The organism is Brevibacillus porteri, from assembly GCF_003013475.1.
In the GTDB taxonomy this organism is placed as follows: domain Bacteria; phylum Bacillota; class Bacilli; order Brevibacillales; family Brevibacillaceae; genus Brevibacillus; species Brevibacillus porteri.
The window spans coordinates 168997-195213 of record NZ_PXZO01000042.1 but is presented as its reverse complement, the minus strand read 5'-3'; the positions used below and the strand labels follow the sequence as shown (position 1 = coordinate 195213).

The window sequence follows — 26217 nt, the reverse complement described above, 5'->3', positions numbered from 1 at the left end:
TTATTTAACCCGACTTTATTTTAGGAGACGGGACGTTTACTATATTAATTCATATCATTGCTTCCAAGTTAATGGCTGATTGGACGCAATGACAGAATGTGATAGACTATTTGAGTTGGATAATAAATGAACGAGGTGTATATAGATGGGTGCATCATGCGGGATTGTAGGTCTTCCTAACGTAGGAAAATCGACATTGTTTAATGCCATTACACAAGCGGGCGCTGAATCGGCTAACTACCCATTCTGTACGATTGACCCGAACGTAGGGATCGTAGAGGTACCAGACGAGCGTCTGGAAAAGCTGACACAGATCGTTGTACCAAACAAGGTAGTTCCAACTGCGTTTGAGTTCGTAGACATTGCAGGTTTGGTAAAAGGCGCGAGCAGAGGCGAAGGACTTGGCAACCAGTTCCTTGGACACATCCGTGAAGTGGACGCGATTGCTCATGTTGTACGGTGCTTTGAAGATGAGAACATCACTCACGTATCAGGTCGTGTCGATCCTTTGAGCGATATCGAGACAATCAACCTGGAGCTGATTTTTGCTGATCTGGACTCTGTTGATCGTCGTATTGACCGAATTGCACGCAAAGTGAAATCCGGCGACAAGGAATCCAAGCAAGAGCTGGACGTGCTGGAGAAATTGAAAGCAGCATTTGAAGAGGGTCAATCTGCTCGCAGTGTTGAACTCGATGACGAAGAGCGCAAATGGATTCGTGATTTGCATCTTCTGACAATCAAGCCGATGCTTTATGTGTGCAACGTAGCAGAAGACGGCATTAACGATGCAGACAACAACCCGCATGTGCAGACAGTTCGTCAGCATGCAGCGGGTGAAGGCGCAGAAGTGGTTGTCATCAGCGCGAAGGTGGAAGCAGAAATTGCTGAGCTCGAGGGCGAAGACAAAGAAATGTTCTTGGAAGAGTTGGGACTTTCTGAGTCTGGTCTCGACCGCTTGATTCGTGCTGCTTACAAGCTGCTGGGATTGGTAACATACTTCACAGCAGGTGTACAAGAAGTACGCGCTTGGACCATCCGTCAAGGTACAAAGGCTCCAGGAGCAGCAGGCGTGATTCATACTGATTTCGAGCGCGGCTTCATTCGTGCCGAAGTGATTGCTTATGATCATCTGGTAGATGCTGGCTCCGTAGCAGTAGCCAGAGAACGTGGGAAGTACCGTCTTGAAGGGAAAGAGTACGTAGTGGCAGATGGAGATGTTATGCATTTCCGTTTCAATGTTTAGTACGAAATTCTTGATTCGAACTAGGCGGTTTGCTATAATACGATAATGCGAGTATTTATGGAGTGCATGTTTTGTGCGTTTCGTTTTAGCACTCGCTCCTTGCCCGAACAGGGCCGCTAAAGTCCATAAGGAGGTGAAAAGGTATGCGCCAATACGAAGTAATGTATGTATTGCGTCCAGACCTTGAAGAAGAGAAAGTAAAATCCAATGTAGCTCGTTACAGCGATGTTGTAACTAACTATGGTGGCGAAATCTCTAAGCTTCAAGAAATGGGTAAACGTCGTCTTGCGTACGAGATCAACAAGTTCCGTGAAGGTTACTACGTTTTGATGAACTTCAAAGCGAACTCCGATGCTGTTGCGGAAGCTGAGCGTCTGATGAAAATCAATGACGACGTAATCCGCTTTATGTTTGTTCGTGATGAGAAGTAATCATTGTCGCGATCAGAGGGGGAACCAAGATGAATAAAGTCATTCTCATCGGCAACCTGACGAAAGATCCTGAACTTCGCTACACGCCAAATGGCGTTGCCGTTGCTACTTTTACTGTGGCCGTTAATCGTCCCCGCACCAATCAAGCGGGAGAGAGAGAAACGGACTTCATTAACATTGTCGCTTGGCAAAAACTTGCCGACCTGTGCGCAAGCTATTTGCGTAAAGGTAGACAAGCAGCCATCGAGGGACGTATGCAAACACGCTCCTATGATAATAAAGAAGGTAAAAAGGTATACGTGACGGAAGTCGTTGCGGAGAACGTTCAATTTTTGGGCGGTCGAGGCAATGAATCCGGCGGAGACAATTCAGGATACGATCCAGGACCAGGCATGGGTGGCGGTAACAAACCATCCGGTCAACGAAATAATGACTATGATCCGTTTGGTGATCCTTTCGCGAGTGCAGGCAAGCCGATCAACATTTCAGATGATGACTTGCCGTTCTAGTATCGTATAACTTTCACATTCCTAAGAGGGAGGGACTATCATGGCACGCAAAGGACGTCCTAATAAGCGTCGTAAAGTATGCTTCTTTAAAGTGAACAAAATCAAGCACATCGATTATAAAGATATTGATTTGCTGAAAAAGTTCATCAGCGAACGCGGCAAAATCTTGCCACGTCGTGTAACTGGTACTTCTGCGAAGTATCAACGTGCACTGACAATCGCAATCAAGCGATCCCGTCAAGTAGCACTGTTGCCTTACACTGCTGAATAATTTTCAAAAGCTATACAAAGAGGGGCACAATTGCGTGGCCCTCTTTTTTCCATAGTTTTCTATGGAAAGTGTACATGAGACATGAATAATGAGGTGCTGACATGCCGTCCAAAACGAAACACTTGGCTGAAAATGCCCTTATGCTGGGTATCGCACTGGTGCTGCTGTTTCTCACCACATATACCATACTGGGATTGTTCGTCAGCTTCTTGATACCTCTGCCGTTTATTCTTTTGGCTGTAAATCGAACAGTACCTAACATGGTGTGGGTCACGTTGGCCTTTACGTTTCTAGGATGGATCATTACCGGTCCACTCGAAGCCACACTCGCTTTTTACAGTGCCGCTTGGGGTTCAGTAATGGGGATTGTTTACGCGAAAAAGAAGGCGGCCTTACCAGCCATTGTGGCGGGTGCTGGTGTCTCTTTTCTGGGTGTGGTTTCTTATCTTGGATTCTTGGCATTCGGAATGAACGTGGATTTTAATGCGGCCTTGCAAGAGGTTTCTAAAATACGTCCTGCGATGATGCCAAAAGAACAGTTTGATCAGCTCATTGCACTGGGTAAAATGGTATTGCCTACGAGTCTCGTTCTGTTCAGCTTTTTATCTAGCGCCATTAATCATGGATTGGCGAGTCTGTTTGGAAGGCGTCTGCGCAGACCAATTCCAGCATTGAAGCCAATTCGGGAATGGAACTTCCCGCGTTCGTTGATTTATTACTACTTCATTGCGATGATCAGTCTATTGTTGTTTGCTGAAAGCATGCAGGGAACGTTTTGGGAAATCGCCCTGATGAACCTGAAAGTCATGCTGGATGTTATTTTTGTTTTGCAGGGCTTGAGTTTTTGTCTATTTGCTGCCTATTTGTACGGCTGGAAGAGATTGACTCCCGTGCTTATTGTCTGTCTATTTATTTTTCCACCCCTAAGTACTATACTTAGTCTAGTAGGGATATTTGACCTAGGAATTCGTTTGCGTGAAAAACTGGAAACAAGAGTGAAGAGGGGCTGAGGAAATGCCCAAGTTCCTGTTAAAGCGTTGGTACGGGATGCACATGGTCCTGGCACTCAGCTTTAGCTTGCTGTTGTTGGGGATTTTGACCTTGTTCCATTGGATGTACGGGGCGATCGGCATGATTTGCTTGATTGGCTTGGTTCTTTACGCTCTTCAAGCAGAAAAGGGGTTCCAACGAGACTTGCGCCTGTATTTGGCGACGGTCACCCATCGCGTGAAGAAGGCGGGAGAAGGCGTTATCCAGGAACTGCCGATCGGAATTCTTTTATACAACGAGGAAAAGGCAATTGAGTGGGTAAACCCGTATATGACGCATATGTCCGGGGATGAATCCATGATCGGGAAAAGCCTCCAAGAGGTATTCCCCCAACTGGTTTGGAAGCCGGAGCAAAAACGGCTGGAGTTTACTTATAACGAGCGGGTATACGAGGTCATTGTGCGGTCCGATGAGCGCCTTTTGTATTTCAAGGACATTACGGACTTCAAAGAACTGACGACTCGTTACCATCGAGAAAAGGCTGCACTTGCCATCATTCACCTCGACAATTTGGATGAGGTTGGACAAGTCATGGATGATCAGAGCCGTACGCTGCTCTCTACAAGCGTGGCTGGTGTGATTACAGAGTGGGCCAACAAACATGGCATATATCTTCGCCGAATCACGGCCGACAAGTTTTTGGCTCTGATGGAACGGGAAGCACTTGATAAATTGGAAGAATCGCGATTTGACATTCTCGATGTAGTACGGGAGATGACGGCTGACAACAAAATTCCGATTACGCTTAGTATCGGGGTTGGAGCGGCTGCTACCACTTACATTGAGCTGGGACAAATGGCGCAATCAAGCTTGGATATCGCATTGGGGCGCGGTGGCGACCAGTGCGCTGTCAAGATTGGCAACAAGCTCACTTTCTACGGTGGGAAATCGAATGCGGTGGAAAAGCGGACACGTGTCCGGGCTCGTGTTATTGCACATGCTTTGCGTGATCTCATTCATGAGGCGGAGCACGTCATTGTCATGGGGCATAAACAGCCTGACATGGATTCCATCGGGGCATCACTTGGTGTATTGAAGGCTGTGCAGCTGCACAACAAAACGGCTTATATCGTCATGGACGAAGGCAATCATTCTGTCGAGCGTCTGATGAAAGAGATTTATGCCAATGAAGAGTTGGCTGAGACCTTTATCACGCCAGAACAGGCGATCCGACTCATTTCTGGCCGCACATTGCTGGTAGTTGTTGATACGCATCGACCATCGCTGGTGATTGAGCCGAAGCTGTTGACGGAAACGAGCCGAATTGTAGTGATTGACCACCATCGACGTTCAGAGGAGTTCATTGAGCCAGTACTCTTGTATCTGGAACCATATGCTTCTTCTACAGCCGAGCTCGTCACGGAGCTCTTGCAATATCAGAGCGAGCGATTGAATATCGACAATCTGATAGCAACGGCACTGTTAGCAGGGATTGTGGTGGATACCAAAAGCTTTGCCTTCCGCACAGGTTCACGGACCTTTGAAGCGGCGTCTTTCCTTCGTCGTAACGGGGCCGATACCGCGGCTGTCCAGCGTCTGTTGAAGGAAGATCTGGGACAGTATGTGAAGCGGGCAAAAATCATCATGAACACGGAAACGTACCGTGACAACATGGCAATTGCCATAGGAGATCCGTCCGAGGATTACACGCAGGTACAGGTGGCGCAAGCTGCTGAGCAGCTACTCACTTTGTCAGGTATCCAGGCGTCGTTTGTTGTTGCAGAGCGATCCGACGATACGATCTTGATCAGTGGACGTTCTCTGGGCGACATCAATGTTCAGTCCATCATGGAACTGCTGGGTGGAGGCGGTCACCTCACTGGTGCTGCGACACAAATTCAAGGCATATCAATTAAAGAAGCTACACGTCGTTTGAAAGAAGCGATTGACTCGGTCGTATAGGCCAAAATATAAAGGGGGAAACGATGATGAAAGTCATTTTTCTTCAAGATGTAAAAGGCCAAGGGAAAAAAGGCGAAGTTAAGGATTTGTCAGAGGGCTATGTACGCAACTTCTTGTTGCCAAAGAAGCTGGTAAAAGAAGCGACAGATAGCAACGTGAAAACGCTCGACGCTCAAAAGCGCAGCGAAGATAAGCGCAAGGAGCAAGAAAAGCTGGATGCTCAGGAGCTGGGCAAAAAGCTGGAAGAGCTGACAGTGAAAGTAGTAGGAAAAGCAGGCGAAGGTGGTCGCTTGTTCGGTGCAATTTCCAGCAAACAAGTAGCGCAAGCGCTGGAAGATCAGTATAAAATCAAAGTAGACAAGCGTAAGCTCGAAATGGATGCCATCCGTGCTTTGGGCGTGACGCAAATCAAAGTAAAACTGCACAACGAAGTAACTGTGACTCTGAAAGTACACGTTGTGGAAGAATAATGTCTCAATTGTGGGGGGTGTGACGTGAGCGACCTGTTTTTGGATCGTGTGCCGCCACAGAACAAGGAAGCGGAACAATCGGTACTGGGTGCCGTGTTCTTGTCTAAGGAAGCTTTAATCACGGCCATTGAGATTCTCCGTCCGGAGGATTTTTACAAGACAGCGCATCAGCGCATCTTTCAAACGATGGTGGACCTGTATGAAAAAGGCGAACCTGTCGATCTGGTTACTGTTACAGCGGATCTACAGGACCACAAGCTGTTGGATGAAGTCGGTGGCGTTACGTATATCACGGAAATCGCCAGCTCAGTTCCAACGGCTGCCAATATCGAATACTACGCAAAAATTGTAGAAGAAAAATCGCTGCTTCGGCGATTGATTCATACAGCTACCAAGATTGCCAATGACGGATATTCCCGTGAAGATGATGTCACGCAGATCATCGCGGATGCGGAGAAGTACATCATGGAGATCGGTCAAAATCGCAACAGTGGCGGTTTTACACCGATTCGTGATGCCCTTCTGGAAACGTATGAGCGGATTGAGTTTTTGAGTCAGCGTCGCGGTGATATTACGGGGATTTCTACGGGATATACGGATTTGGACAAGATGACAGCAGGATTGCAGCGGAGTGACCTGATTATCTTGGCAGCCCGTCCTTCTGTAGGGAAGACGGCTTTTGCCTTGAATCTCGCGCAAAATGTAGCAGCACGTGCAGGTGAGACCGTAGCCATCTTCTCCTTGGAGATGGGGGCTCCTCAGTTGGTACAGCGTATGATTTGTGCGGAGGGCAATCTGGATGCGTCCCGGATGCGTTCAGGGTCACTGGAGGAAGATGATTGGCAAAAGCTAACGATGGCAATTGGTACGCTGGCGAAAGCGCCGATTTACATCGACGATTCACCCGGGGTTACTGTACAGGATATCCGGGCGAAATGCCGTCGCCTTCAAACAGAGAAGGGCTTGGGCTTGATCCTGATCGACTACCTTCAGCTGATTCATGGACGAGGCAAAGGAGATAACCGTCAGCAGGAAGTATCTGAGATCTCTCGTACGCTAAAAGGGATCGCGCGTGAGCTGAACGTGCCAGTTATCGCCCTGTCGCAGTTGAGCCGTGGTGTAGAGCAACGGCAGGACAAGCGACCGATGATGTCTGATATCCGTGAGTCGGGGTCAATTGAGCAGGACGCCGATATCGTTGCCTTCTTGTACCGTGATGACTACTATGACAAGGAATCAGAAAACAAGAATGTCATCGAAGTCATTATCGCCAAACAGCGTAACGGCCCGACCGGGACGGTGGAGTTGGCGTTCTTGAAAGAATTCAACAAGTTCGTTAACTTGGATCATCGCTTTCGAAATCAAGCAGGTTAATAGTTGGAATGGAAAAAAAGCCGGAGAAATTCCGGCTTTTTTTTCTATATTGAATTGCCGAACATATTAAGAACTAACTATATGAATGTTCGTATTTAGCGTTGACATGGGGAGTCTCGTTTAGTAAACTTAGATTGTTTCAGGCCCGAAAAGACATGATAATATCAGGAGGTGTTTTTCGATGTCAACAGTTGTTGTCGTCGGAACCCAGTGGGGCGATGAAGGTAAAGGTAAAATTACAGACTATCTAGCTGAAAGTGCAGAGGTAGTGGCTCGTTACCAAGGCGGTAACAACGCAGGCCATACCATTATTTTTGATGGTAACAAGTATAAGCTGCATTTGATTCCATCCGGAATTTTTTATAGTGACAAGACCTGCGTAATCGGAAACGGTATGGTAATCGATCCGAAAGCATTGGTAAAAGAGCTGGAGTACATTCATAGCTTCGGTTTTTCTACAAGCAATTTGAAAATCAGTGATCGCGCGCATGTGATTCTGCCGTACCACATCAAGCTGGATGGCGTAGAGGAAGATAGCCGCGGTGCTAACAAAATCGGTACAACCCGTAAAGGTATCGGACCTGCTTACATGGATAAAGCAGCCCGTATCGGTATTCGTATCGCTGACTTGTTGGATAGCGAAGAGTTTGCTCGCAAGCTCGAGCGCAACCTGGCAGAGAAAAACATGCTGCTGGAGAAAATGTACAACACAACTGGCTTTGAGCTTCAAGAAATTCTGGATGAATACTTGGCTCTGGCAGAAATCATTCGTCCTTACGTAACTGATACATCTGTTGTCCTCAATGATTCCATTGATAGCGGCAACCGCGTATTGTTTGAAGGTGCACAAGGCGTATTGCTCGATATTGACCAAGGTACGTATCCTTACGTAACGTCATCCAACCCAATTGCGGGTGGCGTGACTATCGGTTCTGGTGTAGGACCAACTAAGATTCACCAAGTAATCGGGGTTGCAAAAGCTTACACGACGCGTGTAGGTGATGGTCCGTTCCTGACTGAGCTGACTGATGCAACAGGCGACCATATTCGTGAGGTTGGATTCGAATATGGTACGACAACAGGTCGCCCACGCCGCGTAGGCTGGTTTGACAGTGTTGTTGTTCGTCATGCTCGTCGTGTCAGTGGTCTCACTGGTTTGGCGATCACCAAGCTGGATACCCTGTCTGGAATCGAGACCCTGCGTATTTGCACAGCGTACAAATACAATGGAGAAGTTATCGAAGCGTTCCCAGCGAACCTCAACCTGCTGGCGAAATGTGAGCCAGTTTATGAGGAGTTGCCAGGTTGGACTGAGGATATCACAGGCGTTCGCAATCTGAACGACTTGCCAGAAAACGCTCGTCACTACATTGAGCGCATCACGCAACTGACTGGTATTCCAATGTCGATCTTCTCCGTAGGACCGGATCGTGAACAAACTGTCATTGTTCGTGGCATTTACGGATAAGCAATAGACTATATAATAGAGGAAAGCTGTCGATCAATCGGCAGCTTTCTTTTTTTTGCAACGGACAGACACGAAACGACACCCTCTGGGCATATGGATAGACATAGGGAGAAATGGAGAGGTGAAAAGTGATGATGGGTTTTGGATTTGACCAAAAGGCCATGAAGCTGCTAGGCAAAAATGTACAGGTAAAGATGATCAATGGCGTCGTCATCAAGGGAACCATGACTCATTTTAACAATGGCTACTTATGCTTTATCACCACATACAAACAACAAAATGACGCCGAGAAAACGAAAATACGCAGACTTGCGTTAAAAGACGTTACCTCGATGCAAGAGGTGTGAGTTCACAGATGTCCATAACGAAATAAGCCATCTTTCCTAGTTAGTTAAGGGAAGATGGCTATATTTATTTTAGATCATGCCTCCATACGATCGGATGATCTCGATTGCAAGATCACCCTGTTCTTCTGGTACGACTGCCGTTAATAAGACACTCCGATATAAATTATCGTCGCCCCGGTCTGCCATGCCGCTGGCGTCAGGATCTACTGCTGCCATGATGCTTGCATCCCTGCCGCTTGGGAAGTCACCTGCCAATGTAAGGCTGCCCAAGCTGGGAAAATCTCCGGAAATAGGATTCATGATCTGTTCATTCCCATCACCAGGGAATTGTCCAATTCTGTCGATCTGAATGATGGAAAAACCAGCTTGTCGAAGTGCTTTTTCTGCCTCTTGGGCATCGTCCTCGGTTTGAAATCCTGCAAGAATGTTACGTTCCTTCACGTATATCAGCTCCCATTTATGATAAATGCTACCAATTATTTGTACATATAGTGACTCTACGGCTATTTTTTTATTCGACAGCAATTTACACTTGATGTTGTCGTTTATCTTATGGTAAAGTCGACATAGTTGGTTTCTTTAGGCAATTTGGCAGATAAATGGAAACTAAATTTTGGGATATACGACCTAATCAATAAATTAAAAATTTTCAGGAAATAGAACGAGCAAGTTGTATCTGTTTTCAGGAGGGACAAGTTATGCATTGGTCGGAATGGAAGGCCAAGCTGCAGGAACGGTCATCACGAATCGTTCGGGATTGCAGTGATCTGGCGAAACGTACAATGAAACGTACAAGCTCTTACATCCAGTCGCATAAAAAACAATCGCTTTCAATTGCGGCGGGTCTAGTATTGACGATTGCTGGTGGAGCATCTGCACAATACTATTACACAAGCAATGTCAATTCTGTCTACCATGTCAGTGTGAACGGCAAAGAGATTGGCGTGGTAAACGATCCAAATGTGATACATAACTGGACAGCAGCCAAGCTGGAAGAGGAAAAGGCAAAAACAGGCCTTAACTTGCAATTGGCTAACTATATCGCATTTGAAGAAGAGCGTGAATTCAAGGCACCGTTCAATAATGATGCCGCTGTACAAGCTCTGGCATCCGTAGCGGATCTCAAGGTTCAGAGCGTTAAGCTGACGATTGATGGCAAAGTGGTAGGTTACCTGCCAGACCAGCAATCAGCTGATGAAGTACTGGCTGAAGTGAAGCAAAAATATTCCGGAGTTCCTGCAACGACAGGGAAAAAGGCTATTGTAGCAGCAGCATCAGCAGTCCCAGTCAAACCAAATCCGGTAAAAGAAGTCGCATTTAAAGAAAACGTAGAGATGCAAACCGAAACAGTCGATGCATCTCAAATTTTGTCTGCCGATAAACTTGAGGAGTTGCTGGTAAAAGGCACCTTCAAGGATATGAAGCACACGGTCGTAGAAGGCGATTGCATCGGTTGCATCGCGAAGAAATACGGCATTACATCAAAAGATATTTACGCGAACAACCCAGGCATCACGGAAAATACGGTCCTTAAATTGGGACAAGAAATCAATGTAACCGCAGTACGTCCACTGGTTACTGTACAAGTCAAAGAAGAAGTAGATCAGCAAGAAGTCATTGCTTTTAATACTCAAATTAATAACAATGACAAGGTCCCTAAAGGCGAAACAAAAGTCGTACAAGAAGGTAAAAACGGCACTAAAACAGTTAAGTACGAAGTCTTGAAAGAAAATGGACAAGTAGTCGATCGCAAAGTCATTAAACAAGATGTAACTGTGCAGCCTGTAACCAAAATTATGGAGCGCGGTACAAAAGTAATTCCATCGCGCGGGACAGGCCGTTTGAGCTGGCCTGCTAGCGGATATATCAGCAGCGGCTTCGGCAAACGCTGGGGCAGCATGCATAAAGGAATTGATATTGCCGGTTCTGGTTCTGTCATGGCGGCAGACAATGGACGTGTCACCTTCGCTGGTTGGAATGGTGACTATGGAAAATCGGTTATCATCGATCACGGCAATGGAATGAAGACATTGTACGGTCACATGAGCAGCATTAATGTGAAAGTCGGCGATGTTGTTAGCCAAGGAAAGAAAATCGGCGTAAAGGGTTCTACTGGACAATCGACCGGCGTCCACCTGCATTTTGAGGTTCTACAAAATGGACGAAACCAGAACCCGATTCGTTACTTAAAATAGACATGTAATTTCTGGATAAAAAAGGGCAACTCTTAGGAGGGGCCCTTTTTTTGTTGGCAGGGATTGAATGCCAAGCCCTTCTTTACATGGCGTACATGGTGTATTGTAGAGGAATAGTGAGGGTCGAAGTGGAATCCTTGAAGAGGCAGTTTGAGAGGAAACAGGCGACTGTTGGAACACGTACTTACAGAAAAAGGAGGGCGCAGGATGGCAAAACTCCTCGTAGTTGACGACGAAAAACCGATTGCAGATATTTTGAAATTCACGTTTGAAAAAGAAGGATATCAGGTCGTATGCGCCTACGATGGTGATGAGGCACTTGTCGTGGTCAAGGATGAGCGACCAGATCTGATTTTACTAGATGTTATGCTTCCAGGCAGAGACGGAATGGATGTGTGCCGAACCGTTCGTCAAACGTATGATATTCCGATCATCATGCTGACTGCCAAAGACTCTGAACTGGATAAAGTACTCGGGCTGGAATTGGGCGCGGACGATTACGTGACGAAGCCATTCAGTACGCGTGAGCTGGTAGCCCGTGTAAAGGCCCATTTGCGCCGTAACCGCTCGAAAGTGGAGGAAAAGGATAGCCAGCATGTACTGCGCGTGCATGAGCTGGAAATCGATTTGAACTCGTATACCGTCGAAAAGGTGGGAGAAGCATTAGAGCTGACCCATCGTGAGCTTGAGCTGCTGGTGTACCTCACTCGCCATCAGGGACAAGTATTGACGCGAGAGCATCTCCTGCAGTCGGTCTGGGGATTCGACTATTTTGGCGATGTGCGGACGGTAGATGTGACGATCCGTCGTTTGCGGGAAAAAATCGAGGATGATCCGAGCCAGCCGAAGTACATTATCACGCGGCGTGGTTTGGGCTATACATTACGCAATCCCGGCATGGGAGGCCAGCCTGGATGAGGCGGCTGTTCAAAACCGTTCAATGGAAAATGGTCATCATTTACATGCTGTTGATTTTGCTTGCGATGCAATTTATTAGCGCTTATTTTGCCCGGGAAGTCGAGAGCTACTACATCAACAACTTTTCCGAGGCATTGAATGGACAAGCTAGTTTGTTAGCGAGTTTGCTGGAAAGCGATTTGCGCCCGCACGACGGGAAGGAATCCAACGCCGAACAAAACCGTCAGTACATCGACAACCTGATCAACAACCTGGTCAAAATCAATGGAGCGAATGTGCAGGTCATCGATCAGACAAGAACGGTGGTTGCGACGACAGAGGACAAAAGCACAATTGGACAGCGGACCTCGCAGCCAGAAGTGACTGTTGCCTTGCTCGGGACACGCAGTGAATCGATGCGGATCGATCCGAAGACGGGGGCGCGGGTGAAAGTATTGGCTCTACCTGTTAAGGGTGATCAGATTGTATACGGTGCGGTCTACATGATCGCTTCGATGGAAGGCACTTATGCGACGATTGGTAAAATGAACGGCATCTTGGGAACAGGTACGATGATCGCCATGGTCATTACGGCGGTGCTCGGGGTTGTGTTGGCCCGCACCATCACCAAGCCTGTGAAGGAGATGACCCGTCAGGCACGATTGGTGGCAGACGGGGACTTTAACAGTAGTGTACGAGTCTATAGCGATGATGAAATTGGCCAACTCGGTATGGCCTTTAATCATATGACCTTGCGCTTGCAGGAAGCGATTTTGCAGCAAGAAGAAGAGCGTGAGAAGCTCGCGGGAATTTTGAGCAACATGACGGACGGTGTCATTGCTGCTAACCGGAATGGACAGATCATCCTGTTTAATCGGGCTGCCGAAGATATGTTGCAGGTGACGATGGCTGACGTCCTTCTCAAGAGACGCACCTTGTACGATCTGCTGGGTCTGCCACCAGAGGATGAGATGTCACTCTATGCGCAGGAAGAACCGCTTATCATTGAGATGACGCTTCCGAATAAGGAAGAAGTGATCCTGCGTGTGACGTTTACGCCCTTGCAGCACGATAGCAAAAAAATGGGTGGGATCATCGCTGTCGTAGCTGATGTGACGGAGCAGCAACGACTGGAGCAGCAGCGCCGCGAATTCGTGGCGAATGTGTCGCATGAGCTGCGGACACCACTGACGACCATTAAAAGCTATGTGGAAGCGCTGCTGGATGGTGCAGTGGAAGATCCAGAGCTGTCCCAACGGTTCTTGAAGGTTACTTCGTCAGAGACAGAGCGCATGATTCGCTTGGTAAACGATTTGTTGCAGCTATCGCGTTTTGATTCGCAGGGGGTTCGTCTGCATTGTAAGGAAGCGGACATCAATCGATTGCTTCGCTATGCTGCCGATCGTTTTTCCATGTTCAGTGAGCAACAGGAGGTTCAGCTCAGCTTGGATATGCCGAGCAAGCTTCCGCTGGTTTATATTGATTTGGATGCGATCAATCAAGTATTGGATAATCTTTTGTCCAATGCGATCAAGTATACGCCTCAAGGAGGCACTGTGGTTCTCATGACAAAAGAGAACCACAAGCAAAAGCGGGTCCAAATCTCCATCACCGACACAGGAATCGGTATTCCCAGTCGCGATTTGAAGCGAATCTTTGAGCGCTTCTACCGCGTAGACAAGGCGCGTTCGCGCGGTCAGGGTGGAACAGGCCTGGGATTGGCGATTGCCCGTGAATTAGTACAGGCACACGGTGCAGATATCGAGATTACGAGCGAATGGAACGTAGGAACGACAGTCACGTTCTGGGTGCCACTTGCCCAAGGAGGAAAAACGGGATGAAGCGGATGCTAGAGCCTGCCAAGACCGTCTTACTCAATCTGCTAGTGCTAGCCAGCTTTGTTTTGACAGCGATGTTGTGGTCGAATCAACCTAACCTTCAATTTATTGAGCCGGCAGAGTACACGCAGTCAAAGCCAGTTCAGGAAAAACAACTCGAACAGCTCGTTACGCCGGAATCCGTTGTTTTTCACTATGGGGAAGATCGCCACACAAAAGCATCCGCGACCGATGCTCCTTACAGTTTGATCGTGCGAGAAATGTCGAAATGGATCTTCCTCGATTTTTCTCCGCTCACCATCTCCAATGAGAAATGGGAAGATATTGCCCGGGAAAAGATGGGTTTGGAAGTGCGCTTTCGGAGCACGGTTCCCTTGTCAATTGTAGGTCGGCTGGTAACCTTTCGGGATGAGTTTGACAACCGAATGAAAGGGATTGACCGATTGTGGTTGTACTACGAGAAGGACGAGGATGTCGTCTACGCGTTATTTTTGTCGACTGAGGAAGGTCGAATGATGCGTTCTCGAACATCGATCAGCCCTAAGGATTTGCGAGAATCGTATTTGGCTTCCGGTGATTTAATGCCTGAGCAAATCATGAAAATCGTCAAACCAGAGCGAAGCTTCGTAGATTTGGAAGGACCTGCCCTGATGTGGAGCACTTACTATTTGCCCAAGAATCAGATGCGCATGCAGCAATTCCGCTACAGCTACGTACCTGTTACGAATGATAGATTGATCGAGTCCTACTTTATCGATCAGTCGCTCGTCAGACAGATTATGGAGCGGGACAAAACGGTTATTTTTACAGATGGCAGCAGATCGATTCAATTGAGATCGGAGCAGCAGGCGTTCACGTTTACTGATCCGGCATACCAACAGCGGGATCAGGAGCTGTCTGATGAAGAAAAAGTGCAGAGTGCCGTTACCTTCATGAATAAGCACTTGGGCTGGCTTGATGACTATCATTTTGAACGAATCAAGAAGAGCTACAATGAAAAGGACTTGATCACGTTCCGCCAGTACTTGGGGGCGTATCCCTTGATCAGCGAAGGGGAGGCCAAGCAGATCGATACCATCCAAATCACTTCAGAGGCAGGCCAGGTTGTGACGATGAGCCGATCGCTGCTGGATTTGGACAAGTATATCGATAACAAAGAGTGGACGGTTATGTCTGGTCCGGAGCTGTATCAATATATCCGCGACAAAAAGCTGGCGGACACGGAAAAAATCACGAACGCTTATTTGGCTTATCAGACCAAAGTAGGCGAAGGATACGTAGACCTGATGCCAATCTGGGTTGTGGAATTGACGAATCAGGCGAACCTGTATATTTCTGCGCACACCAAAAAGGGAGGAGGGAAGGCGCATGGATTGGAGTAGGACCAAGACGATTCTGATCTGGGCCTTTCTTCTCCTCGATTTGTTTCTCCTGTATCAGGTGTATGTGACGCGCATTAGCCTGTGGAATGACAAGGAAGTCGCGCAGAGCGAGAAATGGAATACAGAGCTGTACTTGAATCAGCAAAATATCACATTGGATACAGAAGTACCGCAGGATACACCGGAAATGTCCAATTTGGATGCGGAGTATATCGGAATTAATCCGATTTCCTTGCATGAGATAACAGGACTTGAGGCGACGGTAGAAAAGATGGCGCTGGCTGCCAAGCTGGAACCACCGATGCAGATTCGTGGTCAACTGAATCCGCAGGAGCTCTTGCGTCAAATTGGTCCGAGGCTGATTTATTCCGATCAGTACGTAGCCGATCCGTATCAATCGAATCAAGCGCGGCTCTTGTATTGGCAGGTCTATGATAAAATGCCAGTATTCGTCGCGCCATTGGAAATGTATTTGGACAACGGAACGATACTCGGATACAGGCAGACCTTTTTCCACCTTCGTAAGCAGCAGGGAGAACGACAGGTGATCTCTGGTTATGCGGCACTACGCTCTCTGGTGGACAAGCAAATCATTTCGCCAGGAGAACGGATTGAGAATGTGAGCCTGGGTTATTACGGTTCTTACGATGCGGATATTCAGACGCTGGTGCCTGTATGGCGCGTGGTTCACGATGGCAAATGGCATTTTGTCAACGCGATTACAGGAGCGCTGGAGCGTCCGATGGTAACGCAGCGCTGAATAGATAGACAGCCTGGGAAAGATACGGGAAGAGGGATGTTCGGTGAGATTTAGTGTGTTGGCAAGCGGGAGTACGGGCAACGCCATTTATGTGGCGACAGACCGTGTCTCCGTATTGATCGATGTAGGCATTACAGGAAAGCAGGCAGAAGCGGCACTGGAGACTATTGGTGTCAATCCAGCCGATCTGAGCGCCATTCTCGTCACTCACGAGCACGTCGACCATATTAAAGGAGTCGGCGTCATGGCGCGGCGATATGGATTGCCGATTTACGCCAATGAAAAGACATGGTCGGAGCTCGATGGGCAGATCGGGACGATCAAGGAAGATCAGCGACGCTTCTTTTCTGTGGGGGAAAAGAAAGAGTTGGAGGATTTGGGCATCGAGTCATTCGGAATCTCGCACGATGCCGCCGAACCGATGGGCTTTTGCTTTTATGATGGAAAGAAAAAGCTCAGTGTCGCGACAGACCTGGGGTATGTTAGTGATCGGATTAAAGAGACGATACGTGGAGCAGATGCATATGTGTTCGAGTCCAATCACGACGTCGAGCTGTTGCGTATGTCCCAGTATCCCTGGAGCATCAAGCGACGTATCTTGAGCGATGTCGGGCACTTGTCCAATGAAGCGGCGGGCGATGCTTTGCTCGATTGTCTAACAGGTGGGGCAGAACGTGTATACCTCGCCCACTTGAGTAAGGAAAACAACATGATTGATTTGGCCCGACTGACGGTCAAAAACATCTTGGAGGAGCGGGGGCTATCTGTTGGTAACGATGTGCATCTGCGCGATACGTACCCGGATCGACCTACCAAGCTGGAAGAGCTATAAGATTGGTTTGATCCCCGCTTGACGACTGGCGATGCGCTCTGTGAGCTTAGAGTACGTATCGAGCTGAAAGGTCAATTGTGTATCGAGCTCGTTCATTTTGGCAGTCAGCTCGTCATGTGTCAGCAGTCCTTTGGCTACTAGCAGCTCGATCAAGGCATGCAGGACAAGCGTATTGTGGTAGTCTACTTCCTGAAGGTCGGCCAGCTTGGCGATGAGGTGGACTTCTTTCAAGTCTATCAATCCTTTCTATTTGGTCTGGCAGCTAAAAGCTTTTAATCTATCATATCCGTGCTCTCGGAGAAATATTCCGGGAGCTTTTTTCTATTCCACAACCTTTCCATAATTCTCACGCCATTTTGCCGAAAGCGGGTCGTATACTAAGGGTGTCAAAAGGAAACAGACATCAACGAAATCAATCTTGCAAACCAATTATGGCGCATGTCATTGTGTATACGAGCATCAAAAACCTGTAAAGCTAGTAATGGTAGAAAGTAGAAAGGGGAGTATGAATCATGGGTTTCTATGATGATTTAACTCATGTAGAGCGGAAAAAACAACGCGGTTCTAGTATTGGACGAATGGTTGTGACATCGGTAACGTCCGCTGTAATTGGGGGGATGGTCGTCCTGCTCACGCTGCCGACTCTCTCCAATGCCGGATATATCAATATGGTTAAGCCTGGAACAGAAAATGCGCTAAGCAGCAATGCTTCTTCTTCTAACCCGTTTGCCAAGCCAGTATCTGTAAGTGTGGGCTCTGGTACAGTAGATGCGGTGAAAAAAGTGGAGAATGCGATCGTTGGTGTAATCAACATCGGTCAGCGCAGAAACAGCTGGATGCAGAACTCGATGGATGTAGAGCAAGGCCAAGGCTCTGGTGTCATCTTTGAGAAAAAAGGCGGAAAAGCCTACATCGTTACCAACTACCACGTAATCGACAAGGCGCAAAAACTAGAGGTCGCTTTGCCAACCGGTGAAAAAGTAGCGGCAAAAGTGGTCGGTGCCGATGGTTACACCGATCTGGCTGTACTGGAAATCGACGGCTCCAAGGTTACGGACGTTGCTGAGTTTGGTGATTCCTCTACCTTACAGGTGGGCGAACCGGCCATTGCCATCGGGAATCCGCTGGGCATGCAGTTCTCCCGGACCGTCACACAAGGCATTATCAGTTCCAAAGAACGCTCTATGCCAATGGACTTTAACGAAGATGGTCAGGACGACTGGGAGCTGGATGTCATTCAAACAGACGCAGCGATCAACCCTGGTAACAGCGGTGGTGCTCTCGTAAACATCGAGGGTCAGGTCATCGGGATTAACACCTTGAAAATTTCCAAAGCCGGTGTCGAAGGGTTAGGTTTTGCCCTCCCGATCAATGATGTCAAAGTGATCGTGGACCAGCTGATGGAAAAAGGCACGCTGGCACGTTCTTACCTCGGTGTGCAGCCGCTCGACTTGGCAAATGTGCCGCGCTACGAATGGAAAGAAACCTTGAATCTGCCTGACAATGTGAATGCTGGTGTCGTTGTGCAAACAGAGGTAGGCAAATTCTCTCCTGCGGGTGAAGCAGGCTTGAGACAATTCGATGTCATCGTCAAGCTAGATGACAAGAACATTTTCAATAGCGCTCAGCTGCGCAAGTACTTGACGATGAGCAAAAAGCCGGGCGATACAATGGAGGTTACGTACTATCGTGACGGTATCCAGAAGACTGCCAAAGTGAAGCTGACCGCTCCGCCACAGCAGTAAGAGGTACTGACCAAGCCATTTTGCGGGCAGGCATGTTCAAGGAAACAAACTTTGACGGGCAATTCCGGGATGCATTTTATCCCGTTTGCATATATGCAGCATCTGAAGTTCCCCCCTCTATCTATTTTTAAATAGATCCCTACTTAAGAGCGCCGAGCTGATACGGCGCTCTCTTTTTTTGTTGTTGATCAGACTTTCGGTGGAGGAGAGAAAAAAGAAGAAAACGCTCAAGTTCTTGGGCTACCTGCTGTGAGGTGGTTCTGCCCAGCTTCATGGAAAAAGTGAAACCCGCGTCCAAAGTCGCGCAGCTATGCAGTGTCTCAGAGGTGGACGCTAAAGGCAGGTTTCCCTTTTTCCATTGCGCTTCGGATGGTATCCCAAAGACTTTCGCCGTTTTCTTCTTTTTTCTCTCTACAGCTTTAACTGTCGATTGAGAGTTAAAAAACAAAAGCTATAAAATGCAGAGGCTATGTCATTTTACTGGATTCATTTGTTTTGTTGCGGTTCTGGGGTAGAATAGGAAGCGACATTATTCGTACGGAAAAGAGGCAATCGATATGGACATGAAGATGAAGAGCATTCAGATAGAAGGCAAGGAAGTTGAGCTGTTGGCGGAATATCCGGTGCGGTTTGCTTGCATGGAGCATTTGGAGCAGGAGTTGGATGATTACGTAAATGATTTTGAGGCGGCGCCGGATACGTATGCAGCACAGGCGATTGAGGGCGATGGAGTAGACAAGCGTTGTAGGGAATGTGGAGAGCCTGGGCAGATCGCGCTTTTGAAAGAGAAGGGAATGTAGGATCATGCAAATTTCGATTATCACGGTAGGGAAGCTGAAGGAGAAATATTTGCGTGAGGGCATTGATGAATACAGCAAGCGTCTGTCTGCTTACTGCAAGCTGCAAGTGATCGAGGTCAATGATGAAAAGGCGCCGGAAGAGATGAGTGCGGCGGAGATGGAGCAGGTAAAGCGCAAGGAAGGCGAGCGCATACTGGCGCAGATCAAGCAGGATCAGTATGTGATTGCGCTGGCGATTGATGGGCAAATGTGGTCATCGGAGAAGCTGTCTGCGGAGATGGACAAGCTGGCTTTGCATGGGCGCAGTCAGGTGGCGTTCGTGATTGGGGGCTCGTTGGGGATGTCCGATCAGGTATTGAAGCGGGCGGATGCGTTGCTGTCGTTTTCGAAGATGACGTTTCCACATCAGTTGGTGCGGTTGGTGTTGTTGGAGCAGGTTTATCGGGCGTTTCGGATTAGTCGGGGAGAGCCTTACCACAAATAGTGGTAAAACAGCGGATCGAGCTAGAAGTACACCTCCGAAGAAAAAAGGAACCTGCTTCGGGATGAATTGTACAAGTTTTCCCGTAATCCGCTGGCTTACAAATTAGCCGAGCTTGTTCCGGCCGATGATATGAGAGAGCTTGCGGAAAAGGCAAAAATGATCGCAGATGAGCTGGCACCGTTAAGCTGAGCCTTATCACAAGTAAAGGCAAGCTTTTACAGAAGTCTGGGGAGAAATTGTCTCGCTAGCACATACCGTTGTACTCAAAAAGGCCCCGTATTAGCAGGGGGCCTTAGAGTTGTTTATTCACATTACCGCTTCTTGGAACCAAACGCGCTTACTTCGCCTTCATAGTATCAGAAGTTTTCTAAAACAATTTTTCCAATGGTCCGTCCAGATTCCAGCTTCTCATGCGCGAAACGTAGGTTTGCTGCATTGATGTGCTCTAGTCGTTCAGTCAGCGTAGTTTTTATTTTTCCATCATCGATTAAGTCCGCCAGTTCATTCAACAATTCGTGTTGTTTGATCATGTCATTGGTATGAAACAAGGACCGTGTAAACATGAACTCCCATACAAACGTAACACTTTTAGAAAACAGCAAGTCCATTTTCAAGCTCCCTGTCCAGGTTGCTTTATTTGTAGGAACGATAGAGCAAATTTTACCTTGGGGGACAATGACTTCCGCCATATTTTCAAGATGTTGAACAGTATCATTCAAGCAAAGGATATAATCTACGGTGTCAATACCAACTTCCTTGAGTTGAGGGTGAAAAGGTTCGTTGTGGTTTATGATAAAATCTGCACCGAGACTGTTGACCCATTGAATTGACTCTGGACGTGAAGCAGTACCGATGACAGTCAACCCTGCTAATTTTGCAAGTTGAATAGCAATCGATCCTACTCCTCCAGCTGCACCGATAATCAGTATGTTTTTGTTTTCACCTGTATTTACGCTAATTCCTAAACGATCAAATAGGCCCTCCCATGCAGTTATCGAGGTAAGCGGTAATGCGGCGGCGGCAGCGAAATCCAAACTTCTCGGCATATTTCCCACAATTCGTTCATCAACTAAGTGAAATTCACTGTTACTACCAGGTCGAGACACACTGCCCGCATAATAGACCTTGTCCCCAGGTTTAAACATTTGGCAGTCAGGACCGACTTGTTCTACGATTCCAGCGGCATCCCAACCAAGAATTTTCGGTGAATCGGCTTCGTAGTTATGACTTTCGCGGACGCCTACGTCTGCAGGGTTGACAGAGATTGCTTTTACACGTACAAGCAAATCGCGGCCAGTAGGTTCCGGTTTATCCAAGTGCAGATCAATAAGGCTTTCCGGATTCGATATGGGGAGGTATCGGTAAGCACCGACAGCTTTCATCTTTTGGTGAGTATTCATGGGTATTCATCCTCTCAAATAGGAAATGTTGTACATTTGCATTGTAAATCGATTCAATTACTTTAAGTAAGTACGCATATTTTTATGGTATAGTATTAAAAATCAAACCATTGGGGGATAAGCTGATGGGAGACCGAAGAAAGAAATATGGAGTAAGTCCAGATATGCAAGCATGTCCGGTTGAAACAACGCTGGATGTTATTGGTGGAAAGTGGAAGGGGATCATTCTCTATCAGCTCCTGAATGGAACGAAAAGATTCAATGAATTCAGGCGGCTCAATCCAGGAATAACGCAGTTTATGCTCACATTGCAGTTAAGAGAGCTTGAACGGGATGGCATCATTCATCGCGAAATATATAAAGAGGTTCCTCCAAGAGTGGAATACTCCCTTACTGATTTCGGAAGGACTCTGGAACCGGTCATTATGTCAATGAAAGCATGGGGCGAGTCTTATAAAGTGCGGCTTAATGAAAATCCAACGATACAAGAGGAGGAGAGTTAAAGGAAAGTTGGGTAACAAGGCGGCAGGTACAGGGCCATAGCTACATTCCGCAAAGGATGGCCTTAAAAACTTGCTGTTACGGACAGCGCGGAGAGCCTTATTATAAGTGATGGCGAAAAATTTGTGAGAAGAAGGGTGTAGAGGTGTGGAGGAGTGATGGAGGAAGGTGCTATAGAAATAGGCTTACGATCTGGACGGGTGTCGTCCGATGACGAAACCACAACACAGACCAAGGAAGATCTTGTTACTTCTTTTGATCCTCACTCCCCTATTTTTGAAAACATCCTGATCTGATGCCGCTACCCGGTGCTTTGAACATAAGCCGGGTAGCGGCATTTTTATTATTCATATAGATTGACAGTGATAATCGTTATCAATAATGTGAAGATAGGATATACGACGATCAATCTCAGAATTCCCCACAAACTACTATTGAAATGAGGTATGCAATGTGAAAATCGACGTTGATCAGTTAGCAGAGCATTTTGCACACATTCCTTTCCAAGTAGAAGGAATATATCGATATGCTAGAAATCCAGGTGTGCCTTACGCTGACTATACAGATTCTTTTCCTGGATTTGTTTTTCCACTTACAGGGAAGGTACAATTTCAATTTAATGGCACGCCTTATATCCTTTCGCCAGGAAAAGTTGTGCATGGCGGTGCAAAAATGAAACTAGCTCAAAAAATGTTTGGTAACACCAACTGGGAGTATATTCTTGTTTTATACCGGATATGTAATTCAGAACTAGAAGGGTCAAGCTTTTCTCATCAGCATTTTGAATTATCAACGGGACAATCCCCTCGTCTGATTGAATTAATCATGCGTCTTTGGCATGTGTATAATCAGCGTGGTGGCCTTTCGATGTTTCAGACCGAAATGCTGTTTCGAGATGTACTGAATGAAGCCTTATTATGTGTTGTTAATAGGCAAAATAGCTGTGAATCACATGCTTTATTCGAACGGGTATCTACTTATATTCATGAATACTATTATCAAAGCCTTACAATAGCATCGCTTGCAGAACAATATAACGTTAATCGAAATCGACTTTCTTACGTATTTAGAAGACATGCAGGCATGGGACCAGCAGAATATTTATTGAAATATCGTATAAAGATGGCGCAAAACATGCTATTTACAAGTGATGTGCCCGTACAGCAAATTGCGCAAACTGTTGGAATTGCTGACCCCTTTTATTTTAGTAGAGTGTTCAAGAAACAATTTGGTATTTCTCCTACTGAATATCGAGAGAAGTTCATCAATAATCCATGCTAATTTCAACAGGCATCCATTTTAAACGAATAATGACTTAACTATACTGATGGCAAGCCTAAGAAAACATCATGTCGGAGGAATTGCGTATGCACAAGATGAAAGGCTTGCTAATCTCCATGCTATTATTAGCAGGCATACTAGCAGGTTGTAATGAAACACCTGAAAATAAAGGATCAACTACAGAAAGTACATCAGCAGTTAAGGCAGATGCACCTGATTGGCCAAGAACAGTTAAGGATGCGTTAGGTAAAGAAATTGTTATCAAGCACAAACCAGAAAAATTGGCTGCATTATGGTATTTTTATCCTGAAATATTAGTTGCATTAGGTGAGCCTCCTGCTGCTTCTACTGATAAAGAGTATCTATCTTCTTTATCTTATTTAAGTGGAAAGCTGGATTCAGCTGAAGAATTAGGAGACAAATTGTCCCCTAGTATCGAGAAAATTTTATCTATTGAGCCTGATTATATTTTAGCAACAGAACAACATGAAAAAATGTATGATTCACTAGAAAAAGTTGCGCCAGTCATTACGTTAAAGTCCAAGGACATCTATGAAAATTGGCAATATGGACTTCGTACAGTAGCCGAGATTATTGGGAAAGAAGACGAAGCGGAAAAGGTCATTGATAAAATGATGAAAGAAATTACAACTGGGCGTGAAGCATTAAAGTCGATTCAAGGAGAGTCAGTAGCTCTTATTTTGTCTTGGGATGGTAAAACTTTTAATGTTCTAGGTGAAGGAAATCCTGTCTATACACTTGCGTTTGATAAAGAAAAGGGACTGGGGCTTACACCAGATGATACATTTAAAGGTACAAATAATAAATTTACGACGTTTGAAGGAATTTCAACTGTTCAAGCAGACCACATTTTCCTTATAGGTGACATTACAAAAAAGGAAATATTAATGAATGACTTAAAGCAAAGTAAGGTATGGAATAATCTGAATGCCGTGAAGAAAGGCAATGTCTATTTAATGGATACTTCCGCTATTACTGGTGGCCCATTAGCTATCGAATACGCTTTGCAAAATATAACAAATGCCTTGCGTAAGCTCTAAATCATGCAGGTTAAAAAATAAGGAGGGATTACTATGCATTACCAAGCTATCAATCTGAATGAGGAGCTATCTACATTCACCGATCTGTGGTCTCCGAAAGTCATTGCTGAAATGAATGACTATCAATTTAAGCTCGTTAAGATTGCTGGGGATTTTATATGGCACGAGCATCAAGGTACGGATAAGGTATTTATGGTACTCGAAGGAGAGATGTTCATTGATTTTCGTGATGGTCGGGTGAAAATTTCCAAGGGTGAGATGTTTATTGTCCCGGGGGGAGCCGAGCAGAAGCCCTTCGCCGAAAAGGAATGCCATATTATGTTGGTAGAGCCAAGAGGCGTAGTAAACACTGGCGGTACTGAGTCTGAATAACAGCAGTCAATAATACTTGGATCGATCCAGTGTTTGTTACTAGTACGAACTCAATGTATGAGAAAATGGTTCACGTAAGAAAAATAAACAGAAGGTGACAAGTGGAGTTGAAGCAAATGGAACAAGAGCTCGTTGCTTTAACATGCGGGGTATGCAAAGGCGTATCAGAGCGCATAAGGATGGAAAGTGAGCTGTTTGATATTGCTGGCTTCGAAAATGATATTATGGAATGGTCAGATTTTGAAAACGAAGTTCCTCCGTTGGATGAGCGACATTGGCTACGTTCTGATCGCCCGCCTGAGCAAGGTCAGGTTAGAACGGTGAAGGTTTCCCATCCTTTCCATATGAGGATTGGAGAACCCTTTTGGATCATGTACACTCCGGTACTCTCCAGTTTTAATGGATGGGATTCGCATCCCGAAGAGATTGAACAATCTTCATTTGTTCGGTGTTCTCTTGAGCGTGTTATTGAGCGGAATGAGTTTACAGCTTGGTTGTGCGTAAAGATTTTAGATGTATGGATGATTAAGGATTACAACGAGAGATTTCCAGAAAGAGATGGGAGCACAGGTTATTTAGAAGGTTTTGAGATGTTCGGAGATCCTTACATATTCAACTACCGGAACTGGCTATTTATCAGTGCTGGTGCACAGGGAGATCTCGGCGAATGGGGACTCGTAAAACAATTAAATAGTCAGTACCATATGCTCGTATATGGAGATTGGGGCTTTCATAAGAATAATGCTTATGGAGGAAACATCCTGCTGCCTAAGGATCGGATCGATGGATGGATCAAGCAAGCGATGGAGAATAATCGTTATGAAACGATAGAGTAGTAAGATGAGAGCGTGAAAGAGGCTTCATGGAAAGCATATGAATTTATCATTGCTTGGGGTAACGAAATAATGATTGAATATTAAAGGAAGGAGCTGACCGCCACAGCCCCTTCCTTATTTTTGCATTTTCATTCACATATACTGGAATTCGGGAATTTTCCTTGCAGATAGGAATCCCACAGGCTATTGATAAATTCAATATTGATCTTATTTTCAAACGCCTTGGAAATTAGACCAAAGTCGTCGGACGCATACCCTGCCAGCTCTGATTTCTGTGTGATCCGAAAAGTTTGCTTAAACACAAACTCCCTAATTTCTCTAATCACAGTATTTTCAGAGGGGGCAATTTCCTCAACTTTTTTGTAACTAGAACTCCATGCCGTATCAAATTCATCAGCATCCCTAGCGTCTAATTCAGCGTCCCAATCAACATCTTTATTGAAGACATTCTCTAAAAAACTGTCATTACTGATTATCGAAAGTATCTCACTTGCTGTTTTCAACGGAACCAGCCCCCTTCCATAATATACTAATGGGGATCACTTTGTAGCACAATGGGATATGCCTCAGTTTTTGCAAATCAGACATTCCCTTTCTTCTTCCATGCTTTGTATCTTCTCCGCTCAACTCTACAAGGCAAAATAAATTCAAAAAGGCTGACGTTTCGCAGTGCCTCGGCACCGGAACCGTCAGCCTTTCGTGCAGTTTATCCTACACCATCACTTTCTAACAAGGAATAAAAATTATTTCGGTCTTCGTCACCAA

At 46.2% G+C, this 26217-nt stretch carries 28 protein-coding genes and 1 pseudogene; 25 read left to right on the top strand and 4 right to left on the bottom strand.

Annotation, left to right across the window (positions count from 1 at the left end; translation table 11 throughout):
• Window positions 1–145 precede the first annotated feature (145 nt).
• The 10 genes from ychF to C7R92_RS21250 all read left to right on the top strand — a co-directional run bounded on the left by ychF (window position 146) and on the right by C7R92_RS21250 (window position 9068).
• The gene (gene ychF / locus C7R92_RS21295; RefSeq protein ID WP_017246821.1) at window positions 146–1246 is read left to right on the top strand and encodes a redox-regulated ATPase YchF; all 1101 of its coding nucleotides are present in this window, start codon (window positions 146–148) and stop codon (window positions 1244–1246) included.
• 143 nt (window positions 1247–1389) lie between these two features.
• Entirely contained in the window at window positions 1390–1677 is a 288-nt protein-coding gene (rpsF, locus tag C7R92_RS21290) for a 30S ribosomal protein S6 (RefSeq protein WP_007720183.1), read from the top strand.
• Window positions 1678–1706: 29 nt separating this feature from the next.
• On the top strand, window positions 1707–2186 hold the full coding sequence (locus C7R92_RS21285) for a single-stranded DNA-binding protein (RefSeq protein WP_016739386.1): 480 nt from the start codon (window positions 1707–1709) through the stop codon (window positions 2184–2186).
• Between the two features lie 40 nt (window positions 2187–2226).
• Window positions 2227–2457, top strand: a complete 231-nt coding sequence (gene rpsR / locus C7R92_RS21280) for a 30S ribosomal protein S18 (protein WP_007720187.1) — start codon at window positions 2227–2229, stop codon at window positions 2455–2457.
• A gap of 101 nt (window positions 2458–2558) precedes the next feature.
• On the top strand, window positions 2559–3467 hold the full coding sequence (locus C7R92_RS21275) for a DUF2232 domain-containing protein (protein ID WP_106835578.1): 909 nt from the start codon (window positions 2559–2561) through the stop codon (window positions 3465–3467).
• 4 nt (window positions 3468–3471) lie between these two features.
• The gene (locus tag C7R92_RS21270) at window positions 3472–5409 is read left to right on the top strand and encodes a DHH family phosphoesterase (protein WP_007720189.1); all 1938 of its coding nucleotides are present in this window, start codon (window positions 3472–3474) and stop codon (window positions 5407–5409) included.
• 26 nt (window positions 5410–5435) lie between these two features.
• Window positions 5436–5879 carry a 50S ribosomal protein L9 gene (gene rplI / locus C7R92_RS21265; protein ID WP_017246819.1) on the top strand — a complete coding sequence of 148 codons (444 nt, stop codon included), beginning with the start codon at window positions 5436–5438 and terminating at the stop codon, window positions 5877–5879.
• Between the two features lie 24 nt (window positions 5880–5903).
• On the top strand, window positions 5904–7253 hold the full coding sequence (dnaB, locus tag C7R92_RS21260) for a replicative DNA helicase (protein WP_106835577.1): 1350 nt from the start codon (window positions 5904–5906) through the stop codon (window positions 7251–7253).
• Between the two features lie 181 nt (window positions 7254–7434).
• Window positions 7435–8721, top strand: a complete 1287-nt coding sequence (locus C7R92_RS21255) for an adenylosuccinate synthase (protein ID WP_069850168.1) — start codon at window positions 7435–7437, stop codon at window positions 8719–8721.
• Between the two features lie 131 nt (window positions 8722–8852).
• Complete coding sequence (locus tag C7R92_RS21250) at window positions 8853–9068, top strand: hypothetical protein (protein WP_020477510.1); 216 nt, start codon at window positions 8853–8855, stop codon at window positions 9066–9068.
• 69 nt (window positions 9069–9137) lie between these two features.
• Here C7R92_RS21250 and C7R92_RS21245 read toward each other — a convergent pair whose 3' ends face one another.
• On the bottom strand, window positions 9138–9593 hold the full coding sequence (locus tag C7R92_RS21245; protein ID WP_106835576.1) for a hypothetical protein: 456 nt from the start codon (window positions 9591–9593) through the stop codon (window positions 9138–9140).
• 173 nt (window positions 9594–9766) lie between these two features.
• Between C7R92_RS21245 and C7R92_RS21240 the strand changes: the two genes are divergently transcribed.
• The 6 genes from C7R92_RS21240 (at window position 9767) to C7R92_RS21210 (ending at window position 16972) form a co-directional block, all read left to right on the top strand.
• The gene (locus tag C7R92_RS21240) at window positions 9767–11263 is read left to right on the top strand and encodes a LysM peptidoglycan-binding domain-containing M23 family metallopeptidase (protein ID WP_106835575.1); all 1497 of its coding nucleotides are present in this window, start codon (window positions 9767–9769) and stop codon (window positions 11261–11263) included.
• A gap of 207 nt (window positions 11264–11470) precedes the next feature.
• The gene (yycF, locus tag C7R92_RS21230; RefSeq protein ID WP_106835574.1) at window positions 11471–12181 is read left to right on the top strand and encodes a response regulator YycF; all 711 of its coding nucleotides are present in this window, start codon (window positions 11471–11473) and stop codon (window positions 12179–12181) included.
• The gene (gene walK, locus C7R92_RS21225; RefSeq protein ID WP_106835573.1) at window positions 12178–14001 is read left to right on the top strand and encodes a cell wall metabolism sensor histidine kinase WalK; all 1824 of its coding nucleotides are present in this window, start codon (window positions 12178–12180) and stop codon (window positions 13999–14001) included. The genes yycF and walK overlap by 4 nt, the downstream gene beginning before the upstream one ends.
• Entirely contained in the window at window positions 13998–15380 is a 1383-nt protein-coding gene (locus C7R92_RS21220) for a YycH family regulatory protein (RefSeq protein ID WP_106835572.1), read from the top strand. Before walK ends, C7R92_RS21220 begins: the two co-directional genes overlap by 4 nt.
• On the top strand, window positions 15367–16140 hold the full coding sequence (locus C7R92_RS21215; RefSeq protein WP_106835571.1) for a two-component system regulatory protein YycI: 774 nt from the start codon (window positions 15367–15369) through the stop codon (window positions 16138–16140). Before C7R92_RS21220 ends, C7R92_RS21215 begins: the two co-directional genes overlap by 14 nt.
• A 43-nt stretch (window positions 16141–16183) precedes the next feature.
• Window positions 16184–16972, top strand: a complete 789-nt coding sequence (locus tag C7R92_RS21210) for an MBL fold metallo-hydrolase (RefSeq protein WP_106835570.1) — start codon at window positions 16184–16186, stop codon at window positions 16970–16972.
• Here C7R92_RS21210 and C7R92_RS21205 read toward each other — a convergent pair.
• Window positions 16967–17203, bottom strand: coding sequence for a hypothetical protein (locus C7R92_RS21205; RefSeq protein ID WP_106835569.1), 237 nt, complete (start codon window positions 17201–17203; stop codon window positions 16967–16969). The two genes, C7R92_RS21210 and C7R92_RS21205, sit on opposite strands and share 6 nt — an antisense overlap.
• Window positions 17204–17484: 281 nt before the next feature.
• Here C7R92_RS21205 and C7R92_RS21200 point away from each other — a divergent pair, with 281 nt between their 5' ends.
• The 4 genes and pseudogenes from C7R92_RS21200 to C7R92_RS21185 all read left to right on the top strand — a co-directional run.
• Window positions 17485–18717, top strand: a complete 1233-nt coding sequence (locus C7R92_RS21200) for a S1C family serine protease (RefSeq protein ID WP_106835568.1) — start codon at window positions 17485–17487, stop codon at window positions 18715–18717.
• A 557-nt stretch (window positions 18718–19274) separates the two neighbouring features.
• Window positions 19275–19517, top strand: a complete 243-nt coding sequence (locus C7R92_RS21195) for a CxxH/CxxC protein (RefSeq protein WP_069850145.1) — start codon at window positions 19275–19277, stop codon at window positions 19515–19517.
• Window positions 19518–19521: 4 nt separating this feature from the next.
• Window positions 19522–20001 (top strand): 23S rRNA (pseudouridine(1915)-N(3))-methyltransferase RlmH, encoded by a 480-nt coding sequence (rlmH, locus tag C7R92_RS21190; protein ID WP_106835567.1) that lies wholly within the window; start codon window positions 19522–19524, stop codon window positions 19999–20001.
• A gap of 45 nt (window positions 20002–20046) precedes the next feature.
• Window positions 20047–20190, top strand: a pseudogene (locus tag C7R92_RS21185) (imm68 putative immunity domain-containing protein); the annotation flags it as partial.
• A gap of 167 nt (window positions 20191–20357) precedes the next feature.
• Here C7R92_RS21185 and C7R92_RS21180 read toward each other — a convergent pair.
• Entirely contained in the window at window positions 20358–21401 is a 1044-nt protein-coding gene (locus C7R92_RS21180; RefSeq protein WP_106835566.1) for a zinc-binding alcohol dehydrogenase family protein, read from the bottom strand.
• Window positions 21402–21526: 125 nt separating this feature from the next.
• Here C7R92_RS21180 and C7R92_RS21175 point away from each other — a divergent pair, with 125 nt between their 5' ends.
• The 5 genes from C7R92_RS21175 (at window position 21527) to C7R92_RS21155 (ending at window position 25452) form a co-directional block, all read left to right on the top strand.
• Entirely contained in the window at window positions 21527–21904 is a 378-nt protein-coding gene (locus C7R92_RS21175) for a winged helix-turn-helix transcriptional regulator (RefSeq protein ID WP_106835565.1), read from the top strand.
• A 451-nt stretch (window positions 21905–22355) separates the two neighbouring features.
• The gene (locus C7R92_RS21170) at window positions 22356–23183 is read left to right on the top strand and encodes a helix-turn-helix transcriptional regulator (protein WP_106835564.1); all 828 of its coding nucleotides are present in this window, start codon (window positions 22356–22358) and stop codon (window positions 23181–23183) included.
• A gap of 86 nt (window positions 23184–23269) precedes the next feature.
• Window positions 23270–24244 (top strand): ABC transporter substrate-binding protein, encoded by a 975-nt coding sequence (locus tag C7R92_RS21165; RefSeq protein WP_106835563.1) that lies wholly within the window; start codon window positions 23270–23272, stop codon window positions 24242–24244.
• Window positions 24245–24277: 33 nt separating this feature from the next.
• Entirely contained in the window at window positions 24278–24616 is a 339-nt protein-coding gene (locus C7R92_RS21160; protein ID WP_106835562.1) for a cupin domain-containing protein, read from the top strand.
• A 101-nt stretch (window positions 24617–24717) separates the two neighbouring features.
• Window positions 24718–25452 carry a hypothetical protein gene (locus C7R92_RS21155; protein WP_106835561.1) on the top strand — a complete coding sequence of 245 codons (735 nt, stop codon included), beginning with the start codon at window positions 24718–24720 and terminating at the stop codon, window positions 25450–25452.
• 128 nt (window positions 25453–25580) lie between these two features.
• Here C7R92_RS21155 and C7R92_RS21150 read toward each other — a convergent pair whose 3' ends face one another.
• Window positions 25581–25955 (bottom strand): hypothetical protein, encoded by a 375-nt coding sequence (locus C7R92_RS21150; RefSeq protein ID WP_106835560.1) that lies wholly within the window; start codon window positions 25953–25955, stop codon window positions 25581–25583.
• Window positions 25956–26217 lie beyond the last annotated feature (262 nt).